Here is a 23,764-nt window from a genome sequence, read left to right as displayed (position 1 = left end):
CCGGTGGGTACAAGTGCGGAGGTTGTTCCGTTCCCTCCCACCCCCCGGTGGGCGGGAACAAGTGAGGCCGGAGCATGCCCCCCCGCCATGCTCCCGGCCTTGAGGACTCGGGTGGATCTACTCCTGACCTCCGGGTCAGGAGCGCGAAGCCCCTCTCTTTACTTGAGCAGGAGCATCCGCTTGACGGCGGTGGTGCTGCCGGCATTGAAGCGGCAGAAATAGAGACCCGAAGGCAGCGCGGCCGCGTTCCAGGTCACCTTGTAGTATCCCGCCGGCTGTTCCTGGTTGACGAGCACGGCCACCTCCTCGCCGGTGAGGTTGTAGATGCGTACCGAGACCAGCGCGGTTTCGGCCAGCTGCCAGGAGATCGTCGTCTCCGGATTGAAGGGATTGGGATAGTTGGTCTGGAGGGCATGCGCCGCCGGCACGGCCGTAACCGCAGCCGTCTCGGCCGTGGCTTCCGCCGGAACCGCTCCCTTGCGCTCGGAGGTATTGACGCCGAACTCGACCACCTGCATCCAGCCGCCGTCGCCCCATTTCGGCTCGGTGACCTTGAGCAGGACATATTTGGCGGCCACGGTGCTGTTGAGACGGTACCAGGTCATCTCGGGATGCTTGACCCGGAAGGCGCCGGCGCTGGTGAAATCGCCGGGCTCAGTCCCGGTCGTCGAGACCAGCACCTCGAAACGCACCGCCTGGCGGTCGGCGACCGCATCGTCGTCCACGCCGTTGTCGGTCTGCAGGGTGATATAATTGAAGCGATAGAGCTGCTCGTCGCCGAAGCGGAAGAGCGCCCAGGCCGCGCCCGAGTCATCGGGACGGACGGTGGCGGTGCCCTCCCAGCCGGCGGTCACGCCATCCACCGCCTTGCTCCAGGATTCGCTGCGGTGCGCCGGGGAGCCCTGGACCAGCACCAGGGCGTTGGCGGCCACCGCAGGCGTCGTAGCCGGTGCGGCCGCGACCGCGCCCGCCGTCGGATTCAGGATGAACTCATGACCGGTGACGGAGTAATAGGCGCTGGCATCCGGCACGTCCAGATCCATCCCGTCCGGTCCGGCAAACTGATAGCCCGCGGGCGCGATGAATTTGAAGTGATAGGTGCCGCCCGGGACCGGGAAGAGGCCGCGGAAGAGGGCGTTGTGGGGATGGCGGCCCCAGAGCAGGCTGATCTCGGCGCTGCTGAGGACCTTCCACTCCTGCTCACCGGGCACCTGCAGATAGGCGAGGACGTCGCCCACGGCCTGTCCGGAGGCGGTCTTGAAGGTCAGGGCGACGACGAAATCGTCGGGCTTGACGGTGTTGCGCAGCTCGCCGTAATAGTGGCTGGGGTCGCTGGCGCGGAGGGTGTCGCACTCCATTTCGGGGAACTCGGCGCCCGGCGCGGACTCCGCCGGCCAGCAGAAGCGGCCGGTCACCGAGCCGAGGTTGGCATACTGGCCGAGCTGGGCATGGCCGGTAGCCTGGTAATGCCAGGTCTCGCCGGGTTCGAGCAGCCCGTCTCCGTCATCGCCGCTGACATAGGCGGGGCTGAAATCGTCGAGGGTAGTGGCGGGGGTGCCGTTGTCATCCACCACCTGAACATCGTCGATAGCGGCCTCCGACTGCGGCTCGAAGATGCCGTTGACATCATAGGTCCAGGTCACGGTGTCGTCGAGGAGCAGGACCGGTCCGGAGGGGGTATCGGCATCCTGGCCGTTGGTGTACTTTTTGATGTGGATGCCGACCTGCGGCCGGGTTGGTTCCTGCGGGCATTGCAGGGGGATATTATTGAAATGGATCAAGGGATCGCCCGGCGCAAGATTAAAGCTGACATAATAGGGATTTCCGGGGCAGGAATAGTCGAGCAAGTGCGTTCCGGCAGCGTCGGGGCCGGAGCCCAGGACATAGGGATCGGGCTGGCCGGAGGGATCCAGGGGTCCAGCCTGCGGCAGGCAGCTGGTGCTGAGGGGATAGCCGGCCGGGGGCGTAACGGTCATGGTATAGACGCCGGCCGTGCCGTCGGTGATGAATTCATAATATCCCGTGCTGCCGTCATGAAGGATGATGACCTCGCCCGGGCCCGAGACCTCGATCAGGCCGCCGGGGAGGATCTCGCCGGTGGTCTCGCAATAGAAATAGCCCATGGGGTCGTGGTGTTCGGTGATCTGGACCAGATAATCCTCGACCTCGCCGTCGACGGCCAGCCCGACCGGGGTCAATCCGCCGGCCCTGCTGAAGCGGAAGCGGGTGTAGACCGGTGCGAAGGCGGCGGCCGTGCAGGGCACGGTGAACTGGAGCAGGTTCGATCCGGCATGGAGGGTCTGGCTGACGAAGAGTTGCTCGCCCGCGTCATTCCAGTCGCCGTCGCTGTTCCAGTCGAACCAGGCGTCGAGCTTGCCGGCCATGGAGGCGGTCACCTTGATGACCGCGGTTTTGCAGACGGTCAGTTTGGTGAGGAACTGAACGCCGTCCTCATCGCCGCTGTCGGCGGCATCATCGCCCGCGGCGGCAACATTCGGGTGGCCGTCGCTGTCGGCATCGATCCCCGCGCCGAGGTAAAAGCCGGCGACGATCTGATGGCGGGCGCCGTTGCTGGCGAGCAGGGTGCCGAAGGTATCGGGGGCATCGCCGAAATCATAGGTCGGAGTGGGCGGAGGAGGAGGAGGCGCGTCGCAGGTATAGTTGGTGGCCACATCGGTGGGCGTGCCCGAAGTCTGCGGGCCGCTGTCTTCGATCTCGATGTGCGCCTTGATGGTGTGGGGGCCGGGTGTCAGTGGAAACGAGGCTTCAAAACCCTGAACGTGGTTAGGATTGCCGTCAAAACCCACGCCCACCCAGGCGAAATCGGGGGGCACGCCGTTGTTGTCGGAGGTGCCCGAAACGATCGTGGCATTGCCGAGATCGGTCGCCTTGATCCAGCTGAGCGTGGGATCGAGCAGGCCGGGATAGCCGGTCCGGGTCAGGACCAGGACGAACATGGTCTGTGTCGCGCAGTCGTAGCGCAGATAGAGGTCGGATTGATACTCTTTGGAGGCCTTCCAGGCGCGGTGCATCTGGGACACCCAGTCGGTGGTAAGGTTCCAATCCGTGATCTGGCCGTCGACCACGGGCGCTGCGGACGGGAGAACCGCAGCGGCAGCGGGCCAAACCAGCAACGTCAGCAGTACGGCCAGCGTTCCTGGTCTGAGAATGGAGAGTAGATACTTGGTCATGCTAGGCTCCTTTGTTCGTGAGACTTGCAGGCAGCTGCGGGAACGTAGCAGGAGTTGGCAAGACCGGAGGCGTAGCGCTGGAGCCGATGCGGGGCACGGGAGCCGGAGAGCAGGCATCCCGCGCTGCGGATGGGGAAAAAGAGGCCGACAGTGCCCGAGGTCATGGCAACACTTCCCTGTGGTCCCGGTTGCCCGGTTAGTGCTGCGACGCGCGCCCGATCTCGTTATCCGGACTGTGTGAAGCGGACAACGGTGGGCGCTCCAGCGTGTGCCAGGCCCGGGTGGATGGCCGCCGGGCTTGGAACCGGTCTGGAAAAACGCCGCGGTTAAAGTACGACCGATAAAGTCGACGTATGCACATCAACCCCTAAACCGCAGAGAAACACTGCCCCAGGTACGTCGAAAGTGACGAAGTATATCCGCATTTCAAAAAATTAACTTATTTAGCGGTTTTTCGTCACTTATTAATATACGCGTTAGGCCGGTCAAAGTCAAGCGAATGTTCATTCTTTGCACATTATTTTTCAGGATGCGGGAGGGGCTGGCGCCCACCTCCATCCGGCCCCCGCCCCACGGGCCCGGCGGCCCCCTTCCATCTCGTCTCCACCCCGCCGGCTTTTACCGCGCCGTCCCGGATCGTTCTAGAAGATTATTTTTTCTGGTGCATGGAAGATAAAAGTTTGTTATTTTAAACCCGGTCGAGGCGGAGATTTTCTGTTCCGCAACACGCTACGCACAGCCGGGGGTTTGCAGGTACGTATTCAATAAAAAGGAAGTCTCCTGTGAAAGGCATCATTCTCGCCGGCGGCGCCGGCACCCGCCTTTATCCCATCACCCAGGCGGTGAGCAAGCAGCTTCTGCCCATTTATGACAAGCCGATGGTCTACTATCCCCTCTCCGCCCTGATGCTGGCCGGACTGAGGGAGATCCTGCTCATCTCCACCCCCGAGGATCTGCCGCGCTTCGAGCAGCTGCTCGGCGATGGCTCGCAATTCGGTCTGAGCATCAGCTACAAGGTGCAGCCCGCCCCCAACGGCCTGGCCGAGGCCTTTCTCCTCGGCGAGGCGTTCCTTGCCGGAGACAGCGCCTGTCTCATCCTCGGCGACAATATCTTCTATGGCCACAATTTCAGCGGCCTGCTGGAGGCGTCGGTGCGGCGGATCGAGCGCGAGGGTGGCGGTGTGGTGTTCGGCTATCAGGTGAAGGACCCCGAGCGCTACGGCGTCGTCGAATTCGACGCCTCCGGCCGTGCCCTCAGCATCGAGGAAAAGCCGAAACAGCCCAAGAGCAATTACGCGGTGGTGGGGCTCTATTTCTATGATCAGGAGGTCGTGCGGGTGGCGAAGAGCATTCAGCCCTCGGCGCGCGGCGAGCTCGAGATCACCGACGTCAACCGGGTCTATCTCGAGCGCAACCGGCTGCAGGTGGAGATCCTCGGGCGCGGGTATGCCTGGCTCGACACGGGCACCTATGAGAGCCTGCTCGACGCCGGGGCCTATGTCAAGACCATCCAGGAGCGGCAGGGGTTCCGCATCGCCTGCCTCGAGGAGATTGCTTTCAACAAGGGGTGGATCGACCGCGGCCAGCTGCTCGCCCAGGCTCGGCGGCTGGAGAAGAATGAATACGGCAAATATTTGAAATCGCTGGTGTAATAACAGGCTGGAGGCTCCCGCCTGTTCAGACCAAAACCTCCCCGATCAGCTCCTGCATGATCTCCTCCCCCCTCTTCAGCTCGCGCTGAATGCGCGCCTCGAGGGTCTCGGGGCGCTTCTCGCGCAGTCCACGGATCCGCCAGGTCTCCAGCACGGGGTGGAGGTGCTCCAGATCGACCTGGTCGTCGGCCGCAACGGCGAGGCGGTTGAGATTGCGCACCAGCCGCAGCAGTTCGTAGTGACGCGAGAGTTCTTCGAGAGCCTCGGCGTGCGCGGGCAGGATGGCCTCGAGTTTTTTGAAGAGGCGGTAGTTCGAGTTTTCGTGGATCTCGAACCGGGCGCGAAAAATGTCCAGCAGCATCTCGACGTCGCGCAGGCCGCCGGGTAATTCCTTGAGGTTCAGTCCGGCCGGCGCGGCCGCGTGGCTCCCCTCCGGCCCGGTGGGAGCCGGCGGGTGGGCAGGAGCCGGCGCGAGGCCGTGCGCGCAAAACCGCTGCCGCCCGGTGATCTCCTCCAGCATCGCCGCAATGTAAGCCTCCTTCTGCGCCAGGATCACCTCCTGCACGATCTCCCGGTAAAAAGTCTCCCACTGTCGGCGTCCGCCGACGATCATCCTCGCCCCCAGCAGCTGCGACATATCGATAAAACGCTCCGCATTCTCCGGCCCGAGCAGCGAACGGATCTGCGCCGGGGTGCAGATGAACGAACCGAAATGGTCGCCGAGGCGGTAGTGCGGCAGAATCCCGCTACGGCTGATCTCGCGGTGTATGCGCTTGAGGATGTCGATGTAATAGGCGTGGTCGCCGGGCTCCTCCGAATCGAGAAGGATGATCAGGTCGTGGTCGTCGTCGAAGGCGAGCATATGGCCATACCCCCCGGTGACGAGGATCGCCAGGGCAGGCCGCTCGCGGCGCGGATGCCGTCCGGTCTCGTCCACCCGCTGCTTGCAGGTATCATAAAGGAGGCGGATATAGGTGTCGGAAAAGTAGATGAATTCGTCGGCGATCTGGCCTGAAGTGGCGTTGCCGAAGAGCAGCAGGCAACAGCGGAAGAACTCGAAATCGTGCCAGGCGGCGATGCCATGCAGCCGCTCATGGTAGGCGGGGGTGCGGTTGATCTCCGCCAGCAGCCCCTTGCCGAACTCCTGCAGCCGCTCGGGGTCGTCGAGCAGGCGGTAGACGGCGGGGTGTTGTTCGAGCACCCGGTTGGTGATGCGCTTGAGGTAGCGCGAGGAGGCGTAATGGAGGCCGGCGAGGTAGCTGAGACGATTGCGCGCCGGCACGAGACGGGTGTCCCAGAGCGCCCCGGCGATGATCTCCTGAAAGCGGCGCTGCTGCTCGCCGGTGAGGCTGCCGAGGAAGGCATGGACCTCGTGCGGCACATATTTAAAGACCGTGGCGAAGCGCTGGACGATCTCGGTGCCGATGGAGCGTTCGAAAAAGAGTTCGACCATGCGCCGGTGCAGCGGCCGTCCGCCGGGATGGCGGTAAAGCAGGTTGAGGAAGGAGAAGAGGGCGATGAAGGAGTTCCAGCCCCACTCGATATATCCCTGCAGCAGCGCCTCGGTCCGCTCCGGATCAGCGGTCAGGTCGTTGACGAGACGGCCGAGGAGGGCGTGATCCTCACGGCGCAGGACGGCGATGATATCATCCCAGAAGCGGGTACCGCGGAAGAATTTCGTCTCCTCGAGGAAGCGCACGGCGAGGTTGCCGACGCGGGTCTCGCCGGAGCGGGTCACCTTGCGGCGGTGCATGAGGCGGCCAAAGGTGGTGATGGTGCCGAGATGGGTGATGACGTCGGGAAGGAGTTCGCGGACCGTCCCCTTGGCCAGCCGGGCCTTGGCGTAATAATCGGCGAGGAAAAAGTCATAGGCCGCGGCTGTGCCCGTCCGCTGATAGCCCATATAGCCGGCGACGAGGGCGAGGTTGTCGCGCGTGGCCGGATCGCCGACATAGATCTCCTCCTCCTGGCTGACCAGGAGGTGGTAGAGGAAGCGGAAGACCTCGAGATAGGTGAGGCTGACATCGAGCTTTTCGTAGAGGTGGGCGCGGCGCTTGTCGCGCAGGCGCAATGCGTCGATCAGGGCCCAGGCGTTGACCTGGCGGAGGTTGAAGATGGTCTTGGCGGCGAAGAGGCTGGCCTTGATCATGCGCAGGCCGTCGACCTTGGGATCGAGGCGGTCGTCGGCGAAGGACTTGAACATGAAGGAGCGGATCTCGCCGGTGATGCCGCGCAGGTAGCCCTCATGGAATTTATGCAGCTCGGGCCGGTCGGGCTGGAAATAGTAGCGGCTGGTCACCTGGCGGAGGAAATCGCTGAAGAGCGCACGGCTGCCGAGGATGCGCGCGGCGCCGAGCATCTCGTTGATGATGACAAAATCGTGGATCTCGGTATCGAGCAGGGCGTTGTAATCGGCGATCGAGGCGGAGAAGGAGGCCTCGCGGCAGACGTTCTCGGAAAGGTGGTAGTGGGTGACGATGGCCTTGCGCAGCATCTCGCCGTTGAGGCGGGCGATGGCGCTGGTGAGCTGGCCGCGGAGTTCGGGGCCGCTATCGACGACGCCGACGTCGATATCGTCCTGGTCGGAGCGCGTGCCGACGCCCATGAAGACGAAATCGCCCGGATAGGTATCGGGCAAAAAGATCCGCAGCAGCTCGGTCATGTAACCGGCGACGAGCTGGCGCACCTCATGGCCGACGTGGAGCATGAAGGCGCGGAAGACGCTTAGCCGGGCCTCGACGCGGGCGACGTCGAGGAGCATGGTGTCGAGGGCGTTGAGGTTGAGCTGGAGGAAGTGGAGGGCGAAGAAACAGCCGAGGTCGGCGAGCTTCTCCTCCTGGGATCGGCCCAGGCCGGCGACCAGACGCATCTCGGCGCGGTAATCGAAGGGACGTTGCCAGAGATGGACGCTCTCGCAGAGGCGGCACACCTCGAGGCGGGCGCAGAGGCCGTCGTAGCTTTTATCGATGACGTGAAGATATTTGTGGTAATGGTTGCCGAGGATTTGCGCCCGCCGTTTGAGGCGGGTCAGTTGGTCATCCATCGCTCCTCCGGAAAGCTTCTCGCGTCCGAAATCTCGCACCCACCCACAACATGCTCGTGCCCACCCGGGCCAGCTCGCGCACTCGCAAACACTTCGTGCCCACCCGGGCCAGCTCGCAGACTCCGTGAAATTACACTTTTGCCGCGACATTGTCAACGCTTTAGTTATACGCCTTTTTTGCGGCGCTGCACATGAAATGATTGGTGAAAATCGAAAAATACTTTAATATTACCGAAGTGTGTGGCGGGGCGGAGAAAAGAGCATGGCCGATACGAGTCAGATGCGACGTTTCGGGCCGATGCTGGCCCTGGCGATAATGGTGCTGGCCGCCGGGTATTGGCGCACCGTTGGCGACACGGTGGACAATGCCTGGATCACCTTCCGCTGCGTCGACCACCTGGTGCTACGTGCGGATTTGGCTTCAGGGAGCGTCAGGGGGCCAGGCCCAGGCTGGCCTGGATTGACGCGGGAAGAGTATACAGGCCGGCCGTCACTGGAGCCATAGAGAGGCCAGGCTGCGGGCCGATATAGCATTGCGCGATGAACTGGCGCGCCCGGCGCAGCTCGCGCAGAGCGGGGCGCCAATGCATCTGACCGGAGAGCAGATCGAGCAATTCCAGCGCGCGCTCCAGGCAGTAACGGTATTCCCGGGGATCATCCAGCAGATGGCTGGCCCGGTTCAATTCGTTGGCTACCATCTGCAGCTGCTGATGTTTGGGAAAAGAGCCAAAGCGTCCGGCGAGCGTCTTGTGCCGGCAGAATGCGCCGGGGGGCGCCCGGGTGGGAGCCAGATTGGAGGCCCGGGGGGCCGAAGCCGCAAGGAGGTGCAGATTTCCCTTGACATAATCCATTTAGAATCCTAACTTGAAATGCTTCCTTGATCATGAACTTGAGGCCCATCCCGCATGAAGCAGGCGTCGCCACATCGCTGCACCCCCCAAGATCATCATCCCTATACCATACCTGCCGTTGTATCACACCGCCTTAACAGAGGAGGAGATGCATGTCAAAAGTTTTGACCCATGATCTCGTCATATTCGGAGCCGGACTGGCCGGCCTGCGCGCCGCCATCGAGGCCTCACGCCAGGCCCAAGGCAAGATCGATATTGCGGTGGTCACCAAGAACCAAATGATGCGCGCCCACTCGGTCGCGGCCGAAGGCGGCACCGCCGCGGTCATGCGTACCGAGGACGGTGACAGCCTTGAGCTGCACGCCTGGGACACCGTCAAGGGCAGCGATTTCCTCGCCGACCAGGATGTGGTGGACCTCTTCGTCAACACCATGCCCGGCGAGATCCTCCAGCTCGACCATTGGGGCATTCCCTGGACCCGCCGCGACGACGGCCGAATCGCCCAGCGTCCCTTCGGCGGCCACAGCTACCCCCGCGCCGTGCTCGCCGCCGACAAGACCGGCTTTTTCGAGCTGCAAACCCTCTACGACACCCTGCTCAAGTATAACAACACCACCCACTACAACGAGTTCTTCGTCACCGCCATCCTCGTCGAGGGCGGGCAGTTCCGCGGCCTGGCGGCGATGAACATGACCACCGGCGAGTTCACCCTGATCCGCGGCAAGGCCCTGATCATCTGCACCGGCGGCGCCGGCACCCTCTTCGGCTTCACCACCTACTCGCAGACGGTCACCGGCGACGGACTGGCGCTGGCCTACCGCGCCGGCCTGCCCCTCGAGGATATGGAGTTCCTCCAGTTCCATCCGACCGGGCTGGTCCCCTCCGGCATCCTCATCACCGAGGCCTGTCGCGGCGAGGGCGGCACTCTGATCAACGCCAAGGGTGAGCGCTTTATGGAGAAATACGCCCCGCAGAAAATGGAGCTGGCCCCGCGCGACCTGATCTCGCGCTCGGAGATGACCGAAATCGAGGAGGGGCGCGGCGTCAAGGGACCCGGCGGGCTCGACTATATCTATCTCGACCTCACCCATCTCGGGGCCGACAAGATCAACGAGCGGCTGCCGCTGATCCGCGAGGTTTGCATGGAGTTCAATGACCTCGAACCGATCGATGAACCTATCCCCTGCCGGCCGGTCGCCCACTACTCGATGGGCGGCGTCGAGACCGACATCAACGGCGCCACCCGCGTGCGCGGCATCTGGGCGGCCGGCGAGGCCGCCTGCGTCAGCCTCCACGGCGCCAACCGCCTCGGCTCCAACTCCACCGGCGAATGCCTGGTCTGGGGCAAGATCACCGGGGCCGAGGCCGCCAAATATTGCGCCTCCCAGAGCGCTCCGCCGGATCTGGCAAAGGATCTCTTCGAGGAGGAGGAGAAGCGGATCTTCGGCTCGCTCCTCGGCAAGAACGGCAAGGAGAATCTTTACGATCTGCGTAAGGAACTGCGCGCCACCATGGACAAGTACGTCGGCGTCTACCGCACCGGCGAGGAACTGGGCAAAGCCCTCGAAATCATCCAGTCGCTGAAAAAACGTTTTGCCGACATCGCCATCCCCGACAAGAGTAAGGCCTACAACACCAACCTCGCCCACGCCCTCGAGCTGCAGAACCTCATCGATCTGGCGGAGGTGATGGTGACCGGCGCCCTGACCCGCACCGAGTCCCGCGGCGGCCACGCCCGGCGCGATTTTCCGGTGCGCGACGACGAGAATTGGCTCAAGCACACCCTGGCCTTCCATACCCCCTCCGGCCCCAGACTCGACTACAAATCCGTGACCATCACCAAGTGGAAACCGGTGGAGCGCAAGTACTAACCCGATCTTGATGAGGATTGACCTATGGCAGAACGCGCAAATCACTACCCCAACAAACTCGGCCTCTGGGGCTGGCTCGGCGGCGGGCGCTATGGCTTGGAGCGCTACGCCTATGCCCTGCACCGCCTCACCGGCATGGGAATACTATTCTATTTTGTCCTCCATATTTTCGTCACCGGCTCGCGCCTCGGCGGCGCCCAAAAGTGGGCTGCCGAGATGGGCTTTTTCGAAAACAACCTCTTTAAATTCGGCGAGTACCTCGTCTATGCGGCTTTCGCCTATCACGCCCTCAACGGCATTCGTCTCGGTCTGACCGAGCTGGGTTTCCTCATGGGCAAGCCGACGCGGCCGCTCTATCCCTACCGCAGCGCCGTGATGAGGCAGCGCCCGGTGCTGATCGTGGTCATGGTGCTGGCGGCGGTGCTGATCATCGCCGGCGGCGTGGATCTGTTCGAGTAAGCGCGGAATCGTGGCGGCGGGAAGCTCTCCCCCGTTAGCAGTGTTTCCGGATAAGGAGAATTGCGAATGCGTGAATCCACATTATGGTTCTGGCACATCATCGCCGGCGCGGTGATCCTGGTGCTGCTCGGCCTGCACATGGCGATCATGCACCTCGATGAAATCCTCGGCTTGTATATGGATCCCACCGGCTGGGAGTCGGTCATCGCCCGCAGTCAGCAGGGCTTCTTCATGGTGACCTATATTCTGCTGCTCGGCGCGGCGCTTTATCACGGCCTCTACGGCTTCCGCACCATTCTGTTCGAGCTCAACCTGCGCAAGGGGACGCAGAAGCTGATCACCTGGCTTTTTCTCATCGGCGGGCTCTTTCTCTTCGTCTATGGCACCTATGTCGCCATCGCGGTCTATCAAATGAAGGAGGTGGCGTCATGAGCGAAGCCCCCAGCAAAGTGACCTTTGAAGTGCTGCGTTACACCCCCGGCGCGGACGCCAAGCCGCGGATGCAGAGCTACGAAGTGCCGGCGCCCAAGGGACTGACCGTCCTCGACGGTCTGCTCTGGATCAAGGAGAATCTCGACCCGACTCTGAGCTGGCGTTCGTCCTGCCGCATGGGGGTGTGCGGCTCGTGTGCGATGTTCATCAACGGCCTGCCGCGGTTGGCCTGCGCCAATCAGGTCGCCCACCTCGGCGGCGCCAAGGTCGTGGTCAAGCCGCTGCCCAACTATGCGATCATCCGCGATCTCGTGCCGGATCTCGAGCCCTTCTTCGCCAAACACGCGGCGATCAAGCCCTACCTGATCCGCAAGCAGGTCGAGGAACTCGAACATCCGACCGGCGAGTATTTCCAGAGCCAGGAGGAATTGATCAATTATATCCAGTTCGCCTATTGCATCAAGTGCGGCGCCTGCCTGGCCGCCTGTCCGACCGTGGCGACCGACGAGTCCTATCTCGGCCCGCAGGCGCTGGCGCAGGCTTGGCGCTATATCGCCGACAGCCGCGACGAGGGGGCGGCCGCACGCTCGCAGGAGGTCTTTTCCGGCCATGGCGCCTTCCGCTGCCATTTCGCCGGTGCCTGCTCGCAAGTTTGCCCCAAGGGAGTCGATCCGGCTTTTGCCATCCAGCTGATGAAGCAGTACATGTTCCGGCAAAAGCTCGGCGCATGCAAGGAGCAGCATGGCACCGCGGTGGCGCCGCCGGTGGAGAACTGGACGCCGCGCGAGGGCGTTCCGAAGGCCCCGGAGCATTCGGTGTGAGCGGCCGGCCTGCAGCTTTCTGCTGATTGTATCTACCCAGGGGCCTGGCGTGGTCGACATGCCAGGCCCCTGGTGTTTACGGCCCGCTCTGGTTCCCGCCCGAATGACCGGTCGGCTATGAGGCGGCGGCCAGACGGAGAGAACGAGAAGGCGTCCAAAGTCAGGAAAAGTGCATGAACAGAGACCGATTTCTGCAGAATCTGACATCCGAGCCCGGTAAAATCTGGGATGTGATCATCATCGGCGGCGGGGCGACCGGTCTCGGCTGCGCGGTCGATGCCGCCAGCCGCGGCTTCACGACCTTGCTGGTCGAGCAGGCCGATTTCGCCAAGGGCACCACCAGCCGCAGCACCAAGCTCGTCCACGGGGGGGTGCGCTACCTCGCCCAGGGCGACCTCTCGCTGGTCTTCGAGGCCTTGCACGAGCGCGGACTGATGATGCAGAACGCCCCCCACCTGGTCCGCAACCAGCCGTTCATCATCCCGCTCTATGAGTGGTGGGAAGGCCCCTTTTACAATGTCGGCATGAAATTCTACGACATCATGGCCGGCAAGATGGGGCTTGGCCCCTCGCAAAAGATCTCCCGGGAGGAGACCCTGGCCGCCATCCCCAATCTCGACCAAAAGGGGCTGCTCGGCGGCGTGATCTATTACGACGGCCAGTTCGACGATGCCCGTCTGGCGGTCAATCTCGCCCAGACCGCCGTTGACAACGGCGCGACCTGCCTCAACTACCTCCGGGCCACCGGGCTGACCCGGGATCCGGACGGGCTGCTGGACGGGGTCAACCTGCTCGACGTGGAGAGCGGGAAATCCTTTCACGCCTCGGGCCGGGCGATCATCAATGCGGCGGGGATCTTCGTCGGCGAGATCCAGGCCATGGCTGAAAAGGAGGCTCACCGCGCCGTCCTGCTCAGCCGCGGCGTCCATATCGTCCTGGACCACTCTTTTCTCCAGGGTGAGGCGGCGATCATGATCCCCCACACCTCGGACGGCCGCGTGCTCTTCGCCGTCCCCTGGCACGACAAGGTGATCGTCGGCACCACCGACACCGAGGTCGAGGAGCCGCTGCTGGAGCCGCGGGCCTCGGCCGAGGAGATCGAGTTCATCCTCAAAACCTGCGAGGCCTATCTCAGCAAGGATCCGCGCCCTTCGGACATCCTCAGCGTCTTCGCCGGACTGCGCCCCCTGGCCGTCCCCGAGGAGAAGAGCGGCCCCACCAAGGATGTCACCCGCAAGCACCAGATCCTCATCTCCCCCTCCGGCCTGATCACCGTGACCGGCGGCAAGTGGACCATCTACCGCAAGATGGCCGAAGATGCCATCGACAAGGCGGTGCAGGTCGGCGGTCTCCCCGAAAAGGCGTGCATCACCAAAACCCTGCCGGTGCACGGCTATCTGCGCAATATGGAGTTCGACGCTCCGCTGAGCTATTACGGATCGGACCGGGGGGTGCTGGAGGAGACGGTGCTGGCGGAGGAGCCGGCCGGTCGTGAGCGGCTCCATCCGGCTTTTCCCTATCTGAAGGGGGAGGTGACCTGGGCGGTGAGGCACGAAATGGCGCGGACGGTGGAGGATTTTCTTGCGCGCCGGGTGCGAGCCCTCTTTCTCGACGCGCGCAGCAGCATCGAGGCGGCCCCGGCGGTCGCGGAGATCATGGCGCGGGAGTTGGGGAGGGATGCTGCCTGGACTCGCGGGCAGGTCGAGGCCTATTCAGCCCTTGCGAGGGGATACCTGGTGGAATAGGTCAAGCGAACGTTTCAAGCAAATAGTTCGAGAGCGCTGCCAACTCCGGCGCCATCGATACCGACTGTTTGGGCAGGGCGAGGCAGCGCACCAGCCGCTCGGGCAGTTCGGGCTCCTCTCCTGTCGCCCGCTTCACTGTTTCAGCGAATTTGCCCGGGTGCGCTGTGGCGAGGATCACCACCTGCGCGTCCCGCCGCGGCTTCTCCTCGATAAAATCCTCTGCGACCGCGCATCCCACCGCGGTGTGGGGATCAACGAGCACGCCGAAGCGGCGGTGCATCTGATTCATGCTCCAGAGGGTCCGCTCATCGTTCACCACTCCGCTTTTCACCACCGTTTTCATCGCCCGCCAGTCCCCCGCGAACAGCTGCTCCATGCGCTCGAAGTTGCCGGGATGGCCGACGTCCATGGCGTTCGACAGGGTGTGCCGCGAGGGGCGCGGCGAAAAGACTCCGCACTTGAGATAATCGGGAACGACATCATTGATGTTGGTGGCGGCGAGAAAGCCGGCCACAGGCATCCCCCAGTGCCAGGCGTAGAGTCCGGCGGTGAGATTGCCGAAATTGCCGCTGGGTACGCAAAACCAGGGTCTCTTTTGACGGAGGGTGGAGTGCTGCGACACCGCATGCAGATAATAGAAACTTTGCGGCAGGAGGCGGCCGATGTTGATCGAATTGGCCGAGGTCAGGCGCAGCGTGGCACGCAGGCGGCGGTCGCGGAAGGCCGCCTTTACCAGGCGCTGGCAGTCGTCGAAGCTGCCTCGGACCTCGAGGGCGTGAACGTTGCCGCCGAGGGTGGTGAGCTGCTGCTCCTGCAAGGCGCTGACGCGTCCCGAGGGATAGAGGAGGATGACGTCGATGTTGGCGCGGTTGTAAAAGGCGTGGGCCACAGCGCTGCCGGTGTCGCCCGAGGTGGCGACCAGGATCTGACAGCGCTCCCCCGCGAGCAGTTCCTCGATGCAGGCGGCGAGGAAATTGGCGCCGAAATCCTTGAAGGCGCAGGTGGGGCCGTGAAAGAGTTCGAGGAGGAGCATACGGCCGTCAAGGCGCACCAGGCGCGGGGCGAAGAAAAAGGCGCGGCGCGCGATACGCTGCGCCGCCGCCGCATCGATCTCCGGGGCGAACAGGGCCGCGCTGACCGCGGCGGCCAGATCGCCAAAAGTGACACTCTCGTCCAATCCGGCGATGAGGGTGGAGAGATCGGGATGATCGACGGGAAGGTAAAGTCCGCCGTCGGGGGCGAGACCTGAAAAAAGGGCCTCCCGGAAGCTGACCGGATCGTGCGGATGCAGGCGGCTGGCGAATTTCATGCCGCGCCCCCGTTTCCCGGGATCTCCAGGAGCTTCGGCCCCGCGGTGTTAACCTTCGAGATATAGAGATCGGAGGCCAGGCCGGCCTGCCGGAAAGCGGCGGTCATGGCGGCGCCGGCCGAAGCACAAGCCGCCAGATCGGCGCAGAGCGCAAAGACCGAGGGGCCCGACCCCGAGATCGAACAGCCCAGGGCGCCGGCGGCGAGCGCGGCCGCCTTGACCGCGTCGAAGCCGGGGATGAGCACCGAGCGCACCGGCTCGGCGACTACATCCTGAAGGGAACGGCCGAGCAGTTCGAGATCGCCGCGGTAGAGCGCGGCAACCAGGGCGGCGAGATTGCCCCACTGGCGGATGGCCACAGCGAGCTGGATCTCCTTGCGCAGGATGCGGCGGGCATCCTCGGTGCGCACCTCGGTGTGGGGATGGACGACGGCGCAGGCCAGCCCCGGCGGCACCGGCAGCTGGATGATATCAAGGGGTTCGGTGCTGCGCACTAGGACGAATCCGCCCAGCAGCGCCGGCGCGACATTGTCGGCATGGGCCGATCCGCAGGCGGCCTTTTCGGAGAGCAGGGTGAAGGGTAACAGCTGCTCTTTGCCGAGGGGGCTGCCGGCGAGGAGGTTGGCGCCGGTCACCGCGGCGACGGCGCTGGCGGCCGAGCTGCCGAGTCCCGAGGCCAGCGGCATGCGCTTCTCCACAACCAGTTCGAGGCCGAAGGGATCGCCGATCGCCGCGAGCAGGGCTCCGGCCGCGACCGCCGCCGTGTTCTTGCCGGAATCGAAGGGGAGACGTCCCTGGTCGCCGTGAATGGCGGTGACGCGCACGCCGGGCAGGCGTGTGCGGGTCAAGGTGACCACGTCGCCGGGCTGTTCGAGGGCGAAACCAAGGACGTCAAATCCGGAGGCGACGTTGGCCACGGTGGCCGGCGCGAAGACGCGGATCTGTTCCATCAGGCCTCTCTCCTGCCGGCGGGTGGCTCCGCCGCCGGGCGGCCGGCCGCTGTTACCGGCGCGGCGAGGAAAGCGGCATGGATGGCGCGCAGGGCCAGGGCGTGGTTCTTTTCCTCGATGACGATGGAGATGTTGCGCTCGGCCGAGCCCTGGGCGATAGCGAGGATGTTGACGCCCGCTTCGCCGAGTGCGGTGAAGAGACGGCCGGCAAGCCCGGGCTTGCCGCGCATCTTTTCGCCGATCACCGAGATGATGAGGAGTTCGTCGATGCGCTCGAGGGCCTGGATGCGGCGGCTGGAGAGTTCCATCGCCAGTTCGGTCTCGAGGGCGGCGAGGGCGCGGGCGGCCTCACCGCTGCGCAGTACCAGCGTGATGGTATGCTCGGAGGAGGCCTGGGAGATCATGATGATGTTGATGCGCTCGCGGGCGAGAGCCGAAAAGACCCGGGCAGCGATGCCGGGGATGCCGATCATGCCGCCGCCCTCGATGTTGACCAGCGAGATGTCCTCGATGGAGGCGATGCCGGTGATGGGGTGGCCGTTCTCCCCATCCCGGCCGTTGCTGCGGCCCTCGAGGTGGTGCGGCGCTCCGATCAAGGTGCCCGGCGCCGCCGGATTGAGGCTGTTCCGGATGCGGATGGGAATGCCCTTCTCCACGGCCGGCAGCATGGTGTAGGGATGCAGCACTCTGGCGCCGAAATAGGAGAGTTCCATCGCCTCCTCGTAGCTGATTTCGGGGATGACGTAGGCGTCGGGGACAAGACGCGGATCGGCGGAGAGGACGCCGTCGACGTCGGTCCAGATCTCGATCACCGCCGCGCCGGCCCCGGCGGCGACGAGCGAGGCGGTATAGTCCGAGCCGTTGCGGCCGAGGGTGGTGGTGACACCGTCGGCGGTGGCGGCGATAAAGCCGGGAAGGACGGCGACGCCCCGGAGGCCCTGCAGGCGGCTTCGGATGCGGGTGTAGGTCTCCGGGAAATCGACGCCCGCCGCGCCGAAAGCGGCATCGGTGCGGATCAGCTCGCGGGCGTCGAGGAGCAGGGGGTCGAGCCCGCGGCTTCGCAGATGGGCTGCGGCGAGGGTGCAGGAGAGGCGCTCGCCGAAGCTCATCACCAGATCGAGGGTGCGCGGCGAGCATTCGCGGATCAGCTCGATGCCGTGGAGTATCTCCTCGAGTTCATTGAGCAGGAAGCTCAGGGGGGCGATCACCGCCGACTGGCCGGGGGCGGCGAAGAGGTGGCGCACGGCGGCGAGGTGGCGGGCGCGGATCTCCTCGAGGGCGCTGCGCCCCCCTTCGGCGCCCTTGACCGCCTGGCGCGCAGCGGCGATGAGCCGGTCGGTCACCCCCTGCATGGCCGAGAAGACGACGGCGATGGAGTCTGCCGCGGCGGCGTCCGCGATAATGGCGGTAGCCGCCGCGATGCGCGGACCGTCGGCCAGCGAGCTGCCGCCGAATTTCAGAATTTTCATACAGCCCCGTTCCGGATGAGGATTTGCTTTAAAGATTGCAATATACTGGATCACGGTCATTATGTCAAGCAAAAACCACCGCGGCTCTCAGCTCCGATCCCGCTCGCGCCCGCGGCTTCTCCCCCCTCGTTCCCACCCGGCTCCGCCGTGGCGATTTTTTCCCTTGAATTGCAGCGGAATATTGCCTAAACTGTAAGAGGCCAGACTCTGCCCAGGGGGCAAAATTCCTATGTCCAACTCTCATAGCCAAAGCGAACGGATCATGCTCAAACACTTCCACTCTCTCTTTCCGGGGACACGCAAATCGGAGATCCGGCACGTCTACAGCCCCTATCGGGTCTGCCCGGTTGGGGCCCATATCGACCATCAGCATGGTCATGTCACCGGTTTTGCGCTCGACCACGGCGTCGATCTCCTCTATGTGCCGACCGAAACGGCTGTCATCAACCTTTTCAGCCGCAATTTTGAGGAGCAGGTGCTCTTTCCCCTCGAGAATGTTCCCCACAAATACAGCCATTGGGGCCGCTACGTCCAGGCGGCCATCTACGCCCTTTCCAAACAGCACAAGTTGAAGGTGGGCATTCAGGGGCTCATCTCAGGTTCTCTGCCGGTGGGCGGCCTCTCTTCCTCAGCCGCGGTGCTGCTCTGCTATATCATGGCCCTCGCCGACGTCAACGGAATCGATGTCGGTGAACTCGAGCTCATCCAGCTGGCTTTCGAGGCGGAGCGCGAGTACATCGGCCTCAACCTCGGCAAACTCGATCAAAGCTGCGAGGTGCTTTGCCGCAAGGATCACCTGCTCTACCTCGACACCAAGGATGAATCCTACCGTCTGATCCCGCCCGGTCCGCAAATGCCGCCATTCGATATTCTTATTTTTTTCAGTGGCTTAACCAGAACCCTCATGCAGACCGGCTACAACACCCGCACGGACGAGTGCAAGGTGGCGGCCTTTGATCTCCTCGCGTACGAGGGGCTGCCCTATGGCCTGCTTGCGGAAACGCGCCTGCGGGATGTCGATCAGGCCATCTTTGAGAAGTGGAAGGACAAGCTGCCGGCGCCGCTGGCCCGGCGCGCTTCGCATTACATGTCCGAGTTCGCCCGCGTCGACGAGGCCGTGGCGGCCTATCAGGCCGGCGATATCGTCCACTTCGGCCAGGTGATGTTCGCCTCGGGGCTGAGTTCGATCCAGCAGTGGGAATCGGGCTGCCCGGAGATGATCGCCCTCTACGAGATCATGCGCGATACGCCGGGCATCTACGGCGGCCGCTTCAGCGGCGCCGGCTTCAAGGGGTGCTGCGTGGCGATCGCGGATCCGGCCCGGCGCGAAGAGATCATGCGCTCGGTCGGCGCTCGCTACCTGGACAAGTTCCCGCGGCTGGAGGGAGAGTACTCAGCCCATGTCTGCAAGACCGCCGACGGGGCCGGCCACGTCGGGGCGCCGGCATGAGCCACAGCAGCGGGCAGCCGGCGCGCACGGCGCCGGGTGGGCGCGAGAAGGTTGGGAGAAGAGAGGAGGTGCGATGAATGGCCTGATCCTCGCGGCGGGCTATGCGACGCGCCTCTACCCGCTGACCCGAAACTTCCCCAAACCATTGCTGCCGGTCGGCGGCCGCGCCATCCTCGACCGCCTCCTGGAAGACCTCGAGGCCATCCCGGCCGTCCGCCGCCATATCGTCGTTACCAACGCCACCTTCTTCCCCCACTTTGAGCAGTGGAAAAGGCGGAGCCGCTATGCGAAAGAGCTCGTCCTGGTCAACGATGGCACCACCTCAAACGAGAACCGCTTCGGCGCGGTCCGCGACCTCCTCCATGTTATCGAGACCCTGCAATTGAATGAGGATCTGCTGGTGCTCGCCGGAGACAACGTCGTCGATTTTTCCTTCCGCGGTCTGGTGGACTACGCCGAGACTAAAGCAACGAGCTGCATCACCTGCCATCACGAGCCCTCACGGGCTGCACTGCAAAAGACCGGGGTACTGATCGCGGATGCGGATTTCCGCGTCGAGGCGATCCAGGAGAAACCGCAGCATCCGGCCTCGCACTGGGCCGTTCCGCCCTTCTATCTCTACCGCGCGAGCGATCTCGGACTCATCCGCAACGCGCTCGCGGAGGGTTGCGGCTCCGATGCCCCGGGCAACCTCGCGGCCTGGCTCTGCCGCCGCACCCCGATGCACGCCTGGGTGCTGCCCGGCCGGCGTTATGACATCGGCGATCTCGACTCCTACGAAGCGGTGAACAAGCTTTTTTCGGCCTGACCTCCGGAGCCGGAGGAGATCGCCTGACAGGATATGAATTAACCAAGGAGGAGAACCATGCGAAAAACTATCCTGCTGCTGCTCTTCGCCGCCGCCGGTTTGCAGGCCCAGGGCTATCTTGACCTCCAGAACCGGGTGGTCAAACACACGCTCGACAACGGCCTGCGGATCCTGATCCTCGAACGCCACGACGCTCCGGTGGTCTCGTTTGTCACCTATGCCGATGTCGGCGCGGTCAATGAGCGGATCGGCATCACCGGCATCTCCCACGTCTTCGAGCACATGGCCTTCAAGGGCACCCGCACCATCGGCACGAAGGATATCGACGCTGAGTTCAAAGCGATGGCCCGGGAGGATGAGACCTTTTACGCCTGGCGTGACGAGTATGCCAAAGGGGCGCTCGCCGATTCCGCCAGGCTGCAGCAGCTCGCCGCAGACCACAAGGCGGCCATCGAAGAGGCCAAGAAATACGTCGTCACCAACGAGCTGGGCCAGGCCGTCGAGATGGCCGGCGGCACCGGCCTGAATGCCTTTACCAGCTACGACCAGACCGTCTACTTTTACAACCTTCCTTCCAACAAGGTGGAACTGTGGATGTCGCTCGAATCGGACCGTTTTCTCAACCCGGTCCTGCGCGAATTCTACACTGAGAAGCAGGTGATCCAGGAGGAGCGGCGGCTCGGGGTTGAAAGCCAGCCGATCGGCAAACTGCTGGAGGAGTTTTTCGCCGCAGCTTACAAGGCGCATCCCTATGGCGGGCCGGTGGTGGGTCACATGTCCGATCTCAGGACCTTCAGCCGTCAGGATGCGATCGAATATTTCAAGGCCCATTATAATCCGGCCAATCTGGTAGTGGCTATCGTCGGCGATGTCAGAGCCCCCGAGGTGATCAAAATGGCCGAGACCTACTGGGGCCGTCTGCCCAAGGGCGCCGCACCGACTCCGGTCTTCACCGAAGAGCCGGCACAGCTCGGGCAGAAGCGCATCGAGGTGGAGGATGCGATGCAGCCGATCATCATCCTCGGCTATCACCGCCCCAGTATCTATTCAAAAGATGCAGCAGTGCTGGATGCGATCAGCGACATCCTTGGCAGCGGCCGCACCTGCCGCCTTTATAAGAGCCTCGTAAAGGAGAAAAAAATCGCCGTCCAGGTTTTGGCCGTCTCGGGGATCGCCGACAAGTATCCCAATCTCTATATCTTTCTGGCGGTGCCGGCGCAGGGCCACACCAACGCCGAGTGCGAATCGGCCATCCTGGCGGAGATCGAAAAGCTAAAAAAGGAGCCGCTGACAGCCGAAGAGCTGACCGCAGTCAAGACCCGCGCCAAGGCGGGCTTCCTCGAGGGGCTCAATTCCAACAGCGGTCTGGCGCAGCAGCTGGCCGAAGCCGAGATCCGCTTCCAGGACTATCATGAGATGTTCACGCGCGTCGCCAAGATCGAAGCCATCCAGGCCGCCGACATCCAGCGCGTGGCCGCCGCCATCTTTACCAAACGCAATTGCACCGCGGCGGAGATCGTTCCCCCGGCTAAAGCCAATTAAAGAAAGGGCACAGGAATGAAAAACATGATCAGAATGGTCCCGGGGCTGATCCTTTTCGCCCTGATCTTCAGCCTGGCCCCGCTCTCCTCCGGCCAGACCTATTACAAAAATCTGCAATACGGCAAGCTCAATGATGTCACCATCCCGCAGCCCAAAGAGGTGACCCTTAATAACGGCCTTCGTCTCTTCCTGCTCGAAGACCACGAACTGCCCTTCATCAAGATGGAAGCGCGCTTCGTGGCCGGATCGGCTTGGGAGCCGGCGGAGAAAGCCGGACTGGCCGGGATCACCGGCATGGTGATGCGCACCGGCGGCAGCCAGAGCATGCCGGGCGACCAGGTGGATGAGCAGTTGGAAAAGATCGCCGCTTCAGTGGAAACCGGCATCGGCCTCCTCGAAGGAAGCGCCGGCCTCTCCACCCTTAAGGAGCATTTCGACAAGGTGCTGGCCATCTATGCCGATATCCTCCGCCATCCCGCCTTTCCACCCGAAAAGATCGAACTGGCCAGGATCGAGTACAAGAGCGGCATCTCCCGGCGCAACGATGATGTCAACCAGATCGCCCGGCGCGAGTACACCCAGCTCATCTACGGAGCCGATTCGCCCTACGCCCGCGATGAGGAGTATGCCACCATCGACGCCATCACCCGCGATGACCTCATCGCCTTCCATCAGCGCTACGTCCAGCCCAAAGGCATGGTGATGGCGGTTTGGGGGGATTTCAAGACCGCCGAGATGCTCAGCAAGCTGCGCCGCACCTTCGAGGCCTGGCCTGCGGGCACCTCGCCCTTGCCCAAGGCACCCAAGGTGGAGTATGCCTTCAAACAGACGGTCAATCTCGTCGCAAAAACCGATGTCAACCAGAGCAATATCTGGCTCGGACATATCGGCGGGCTCAAGAACACCCCGGACGAAGCGGCGCTGGTGATGATGAATGAGATCCTCAGCGGCGGCTTTTCCAGCCGGCTCTTCAACCGCCTGCGCGCCACTGAAGGGCTGGCCTACCATGTCTCCGGAGCGTATGGCACTAATGTACTTTATCCCGGCATGTTCTACATGCTGCTGCAGACCAAATCGAGCCGCACGGTCGAAGCGATCCACTCCATGCTGCGCGAAATGAAGCTGATGGCTACCACGCCGGTGACCGAGGAGGAACTGCGCTATGCCCGCGAGAGCTGGCTCAACTCCTATGTTTTCAATTTCGATAGCAAGGATGAGATTATCCGCCGCATGGCTGGATATGCCTTCACCGGCTTGCCGCTGGATTACCTGCAGCGGCTGCGTCAGCAGATCGAAAAAGTGACGGTGGCGGATGTGCAGCAGGTTGCGCAGAAATATCTCCATCCGGAGGAGGTGCAGATTCTGGTAGTCGGCAATCCGTCCGAATTCGGCGAGCCGCTGAACTCGCTCGGAACTGTGAACGAGATCGACATCGCCATCCCGGTGCCGGGAGGCGCCGCCATGCCCGAGGCCACCGCCGAGACCAGGGAGCGGGGCAAGACGGCGGTCCTCTCGATGCTGGAGGCCATGGGCGGCGTTGACAAGCTCGCCGCGGTTACAAGCGCCGAATACACCGCAAAACTGGTGCAGTCTTCGCCGATGGGCGAAATGACCATGAACGCCAGAATCATGGTGGTCTTTCCGGACAAAAGCTGCAGCGTGATGAAGCTGCCGCAAGGGGAAATCAAGATGATCCTCAACGGGGAGAAGGGGTTGCTGGTGGCGCCGCAGGGGAGCATGCCGGCTCCTGAACCGGTGAAACAGAACATGATCGAGAACCTCTTCCGCGACCCCTTCATGCTCGCCCGCCAGCTCGGCGCGCTCGAGGTCCAGTGGGTGGGCGAGCCGGGCTATCTGGGCAAGCCGGCGCAGGAGGTGATCGTCGCCAAAGGCAAGCTCAGTTATCATCTCTTCATCGATGCGGCGACGCACCTGCCGCTGGCCATCCAGTATACGACGCTGAGCCAGCAGGGCCCGACCGAGGTGGAGGAGCGCTATGAGGAATATCGCCCGGTGAATGGCATTCAGGTGGCCTGGAAGACCCTGGGATTCGAGAAGGGGCAAAAGGTCTCGGAGACCCTTTTGGAGACAGCGGTGCTGGACGGCCCGGTGGATCTCACCGTTTTCGAGAAATGAGGCGGAAATGCGGTTCAGGCCCGCGTACACCGATT

General features: G+C 63.4%; 16 protein-coding genes. 10 read left to right on the top strand and 6 right to left on the bottom strand.

What is annotated here, in order from left to right:
* Positions 1-158 precede the first annotated feature (158 nt).
* Complete coding sequence (locus PLH32_13065; protein HQJ65537.1) at positions 159-3,191, bottom strand: T9SS type A sorting domain-containing protein; 3,033 nt, start codon at positions 3,189-3,191, stop codon at positions 159-161.
* A 782-nt stretch (positions 3,192-3,973) separates the two neighbouring features.
* Here PLH32_13065 and rfbA point away from each other — a divergent pair.
* Positions 3,974-4,843 (top strand): glucose-1-phosphate thymidylyltransferase RfbA, encoded by an 870-nt coding sequence (rfbA, locus tag PLH32_13060; protein HQJ65536.1) that lies wholly within the window; start codon positions 3,974-3,976, stop codon positions 4,841-4,843.
* A 25-nt stretch (positions 4,844-4,868) separates the two neighbouring features.
* Here the strand turns inward: rfbA and PLH32_13055 are convergent, their stop codons facing one another.
* Positions 4,869-7,886, bottom strand: a complete 3,018-nt coding sequence (locus PLH32_13055) for a hypothetical protein (protein HQJ65535.1) — start codon at positions 7,884-7,886, stop codon at positions 4,869-4,871.
* A gap of 431 nt (positions 7,887-8,317) precedes the next feature.
* The gene (locus tag PLH32_13050) at positions 8,318-8,737 is read right to left on the bottom strand and encodes a hypothetical protein (GenBank protein ID HQJ65534.1); all 420 of its coding nucleotides are present in this window, start codon (positions 8,735-8,737) and stop codon (positions 8,318-8,320) included.
* Positions 8,738-8,889: 152 nt separating this feature from the next.
* Here PLH32_13050 and PLH32_13045 point away from each other — a divergent pair, with 152 nt between their 5' ends.
* The 5 genes from PLH32_13045 to PLH32_13025 all read left to right on the top strand — a co-directional run bounded on the left by PLH32_13045 (position 8,890) and on the right by PLH32_13025 (position 14,065).
* Positions 8,890-10,608, top strand: coding sequence for a succinate dehydrogenase/fumarate reductase flavoprotein subunit (locus PLH32_13045; protein ID HQJ65533.1), 1,719 nt, complete (start codon positions 8,890-8,892; stop codon positions 10,606-10,608).
* A 24-nt stretch (positions 10,609-10,632) separates the two neighbouring features.
* Positions 10,633-11,067: a succinate dehydrogenase, cytochrome b556 subunit gene (locus PLH32_13040; protein ID HQJ65532.1), complete on the top strand. Its 435-nt coding sequence runs from the start codon at positions 10,633-10,635 to the stop codon at positions 11,065-11,067.
* 66 nt (positions 11,068-11,133) lie between these two features.
* The gene (locus PLH32_13035; GenBank protein HQJ65531.1) at positions 11,134-11,499 is read left to right on the top strand and encodes a hypothetical protein; all 366 of its coding nucleotides are present in this window, start codon (positions 11,134-11,136) and stop codon (positions 11,497-11,499) included.
* Positions 11,496-12,320: a succinate dehydrogenase iron-sulfur subunit gene (locus tag PLH32_13030; protein HQJ65530.1), complete on the top strand. Its 825-nt coding sequence runs from the start codon at positions 11,496-11,498 to the stop codon at positions 12,318-12,320. Before PLH32_13035 ends, PLH32_13030 begins: the two co-directional genes overlap by 4 nt.
* 173 nt (positions 12,321-12,493) lie before the next feature.
* Positions 12,494-14,065: a glycerol-3-phosphate dehydrogenase/oxidase gene (locus PLH32_13025; protein HQJ65529.1), complete on the top strand. Its 1,572-nt coding sequence runs from the start codon at positions 12,494-12,496 to the stop codon at positions 14,063-14,065.
* A 1-nt stretch (position 14,066) separates the two neighbouring features.
* Here PLH32_13025 and thrC read toward each other — a convergent pair whose 3' ends face one another.
* From thrC to PLH32_13010, 3 genes are read right to left on the bottom strand one after another with little or no spacing between them, the layout of a single operon-like run.
* Entirely contained in the window at positions 14,067-15,374 is a 1,308-nt protein-coding gene (gene thrC, locus PLH32_13020; GenBank protein HQJ65528.1) for a threonine synthase, read from the bottom strand.
* Positions 15,371-16,324, bottom strand: coding sequence for a homoserine kinase (locus PLH32_13015; GenBank protein HQJ65527.1), 954 nt, complete (start codon positions 16,322-16,324; stop codon positions 15,371-15,373). The genes thrC and PLH32_13015 overlap by 4 nt, the downstream gene beginning before the upstream one ends.
* Positions 16,324-17,793, bottom strand: coding sequence for an aspartate kinase (locus tag PLH32_13010; GenBank protein ID HQJ65526.1), 1,470 nt, complete (start codon positions 17,791-17,793; stop codon positions 16,324-16,326). The genes PLH32_13015 and PLH32_13010 overlap by 1 nt, the downstream gene beginning before the upstream one ends.
* A 229-nt stretch (positions 17,794-18,022) precedes the next feature.
* On the opposite strand from PLH32_13010, the gene PLH32_13005 reads away from it, so the two are divergent.
* The 4 genes from PLH32_13005 to PLH32_12990 all read left to right on the top strand — a co-directional run bounded on the left by PLH32_13005 (position 18,023) and on the right by PLH32_12990 (position 23,729).
* Entirely contained in the window at positions 18,023-19,243 is a 1,221-nt protein-coding gene (locus PLH32_13005) for a galactokinase family protein (GenBank protein ID HQJ65525.1), read from the top strand.
* 73 nt (positions 19,244-19,316) lie between these two features.
* Positions 19,317-20,051 (top strand): nucleotidyltransferase family protein, encoded by a 735-nt coding sequence (locus tag PLH32_13000; protein HQJ65524.1) that lies wholly within the window; start codon positions 19,317-19,319, stop codon positions 20,049-20,051.
* A gap of 57 nt (positions 20,052-20,108) precedes the next feature.
* Positions 20,109-21,593: a pitrilysin family protein gene (locus tag PLH32_12995; protein HQJ65523.1), complete on the top strand. Its 1,485-nt coding sequence runs from the start codon at positions 20,109-20,111 to the stop codon at positions 21,591-21,593.
* Between the two features lie 24 nt (positions 21,594-21,617).
* Positions 21,618-23,729, top strand: a complete 2,112-nt coding sequence (locus tag PLH32_12990) for a pitrilysin family protein (GenBank protein HQJ65522.1) — start codon at positions 21,618-21,620, stop codon at positions 23,727-23,729.
* Positions 23,730-23,764: the final 35 nt, after the last annotated feature.

Source organism: bacterium (genome assembly GCA_035419245.1).
Classification (GTDB): domain Bacteria; phylum Zhuqueibacterota; class Zhuqueibacteria; order Residuimicrobiales; family Residuimicrobiaceae; genus JAKPUX01.
This window is presented reverse-complemented; position numbering and strand designations above follow the sequence as displayed.

Bases quoted from the DNA above. Each gene is read 5' to 3' on its own strand.
- PLH32_13065 (HQJ65537.1), bottom strand. From the start codon at position 3,191: ATGACCAAGTATCTACTCTCCATTCTCAGACCAGGAACGCTGGCCGTA.
- PLH32_13055 (HQJ65535.1), bottom strand. From the start codon at position 7,886: ATGGATGACCAACTGACCCGCCTCAAACGGCGGGCGCAAATCCTCGGC.
- PLH32_13050 (HQJ65534.1), bottom strand. From the start codon at position 8,737: ATGGATTATGTCAAGGGAAATCTGCACCTCCTTGCGGCTTCGGCCCCC.
- PLH32_13045 (HQJ65533.1), top strand. From the start codon at position 8,890: ATGTCAAAAGTTTTGACCCATGATCTCGTCATATTCGGAGCCGGACTG.
- PLH32_13040 (HQJ65532.1), top strand. From the start codon at position 10,633: ATGGCAGAACGCGCAAATCACTACCCCAACAAACTCGGCCTCTGGGGC.
- PLH32_13035 (HQJ65531.1), top strand. From the start codon at position 11,134: ATGCGTGAATCCACATTATGGTTCTGGCACATCATCGCCGGCGCGGTG.
- PLH32_13030 (HQJ65530.1), top strand. From the start codon at position 11,496: ATGAGCGAAGCCCCCAGCAAAGTGACCTTTGAAGTGCTGCGTTACACC.
- PLH32_13025 (HQJ65529.1), top strand. From the start codon at position 12,494: ATGAACAGAGACCGATTTCTGCAGAATCTGACATCCGAGCCCGGTAAA.
- thrC (HQJ65528.1), bottom strand. From the start codon at position 15,374: ATGAAATTCGCCAGCCGCCTGCATCCGCACGATCCGGTCAGCTTCCGG.
- PLH32_13015 (HQJ65527.1), bottom strand. From the start codon at position 16,324: ATGGAACAGATCCGCGTCTTCGCGCCGGCCACCGTGGCCAACGTCGCC.
- PLH32_13010 (HQJ65526.1), bottom strand. From the start codon at position 17,793: ATGAAAATTCTGAAATTCGGCGGCAGCTCGCTGGCCGACGGTCCGCGC.
- PLH32_13005 (HQJ65525.1), top strand. From the start codon at position 18,023: ATGTCCAACTCTCATAGCCAAAGCGAACGGATCATGCTCAAACACTTC.
- PLH32_13000 (HQJ65524.1), top strand. From the start codon at position 19,317: ATGAATGGCCTGATCCTCGCGGCGGGCTATGCGACGCGCCTCTACCCG.
- PLH32_12995 (HQJ65523.1), top strand. From the start codon at position 20,109: ATGCGAAAAACTATCCTGCTGCTGCTCTTCGCCGCCGCCGGTTTGCAG.
- PLH32_12990 (HQJ65522.1), top strand. From the start codon at position 21,618: ATGATCAGAATGGTCCCGGGGCTGATCCTTTTCGCCCTGATCTTCAGC.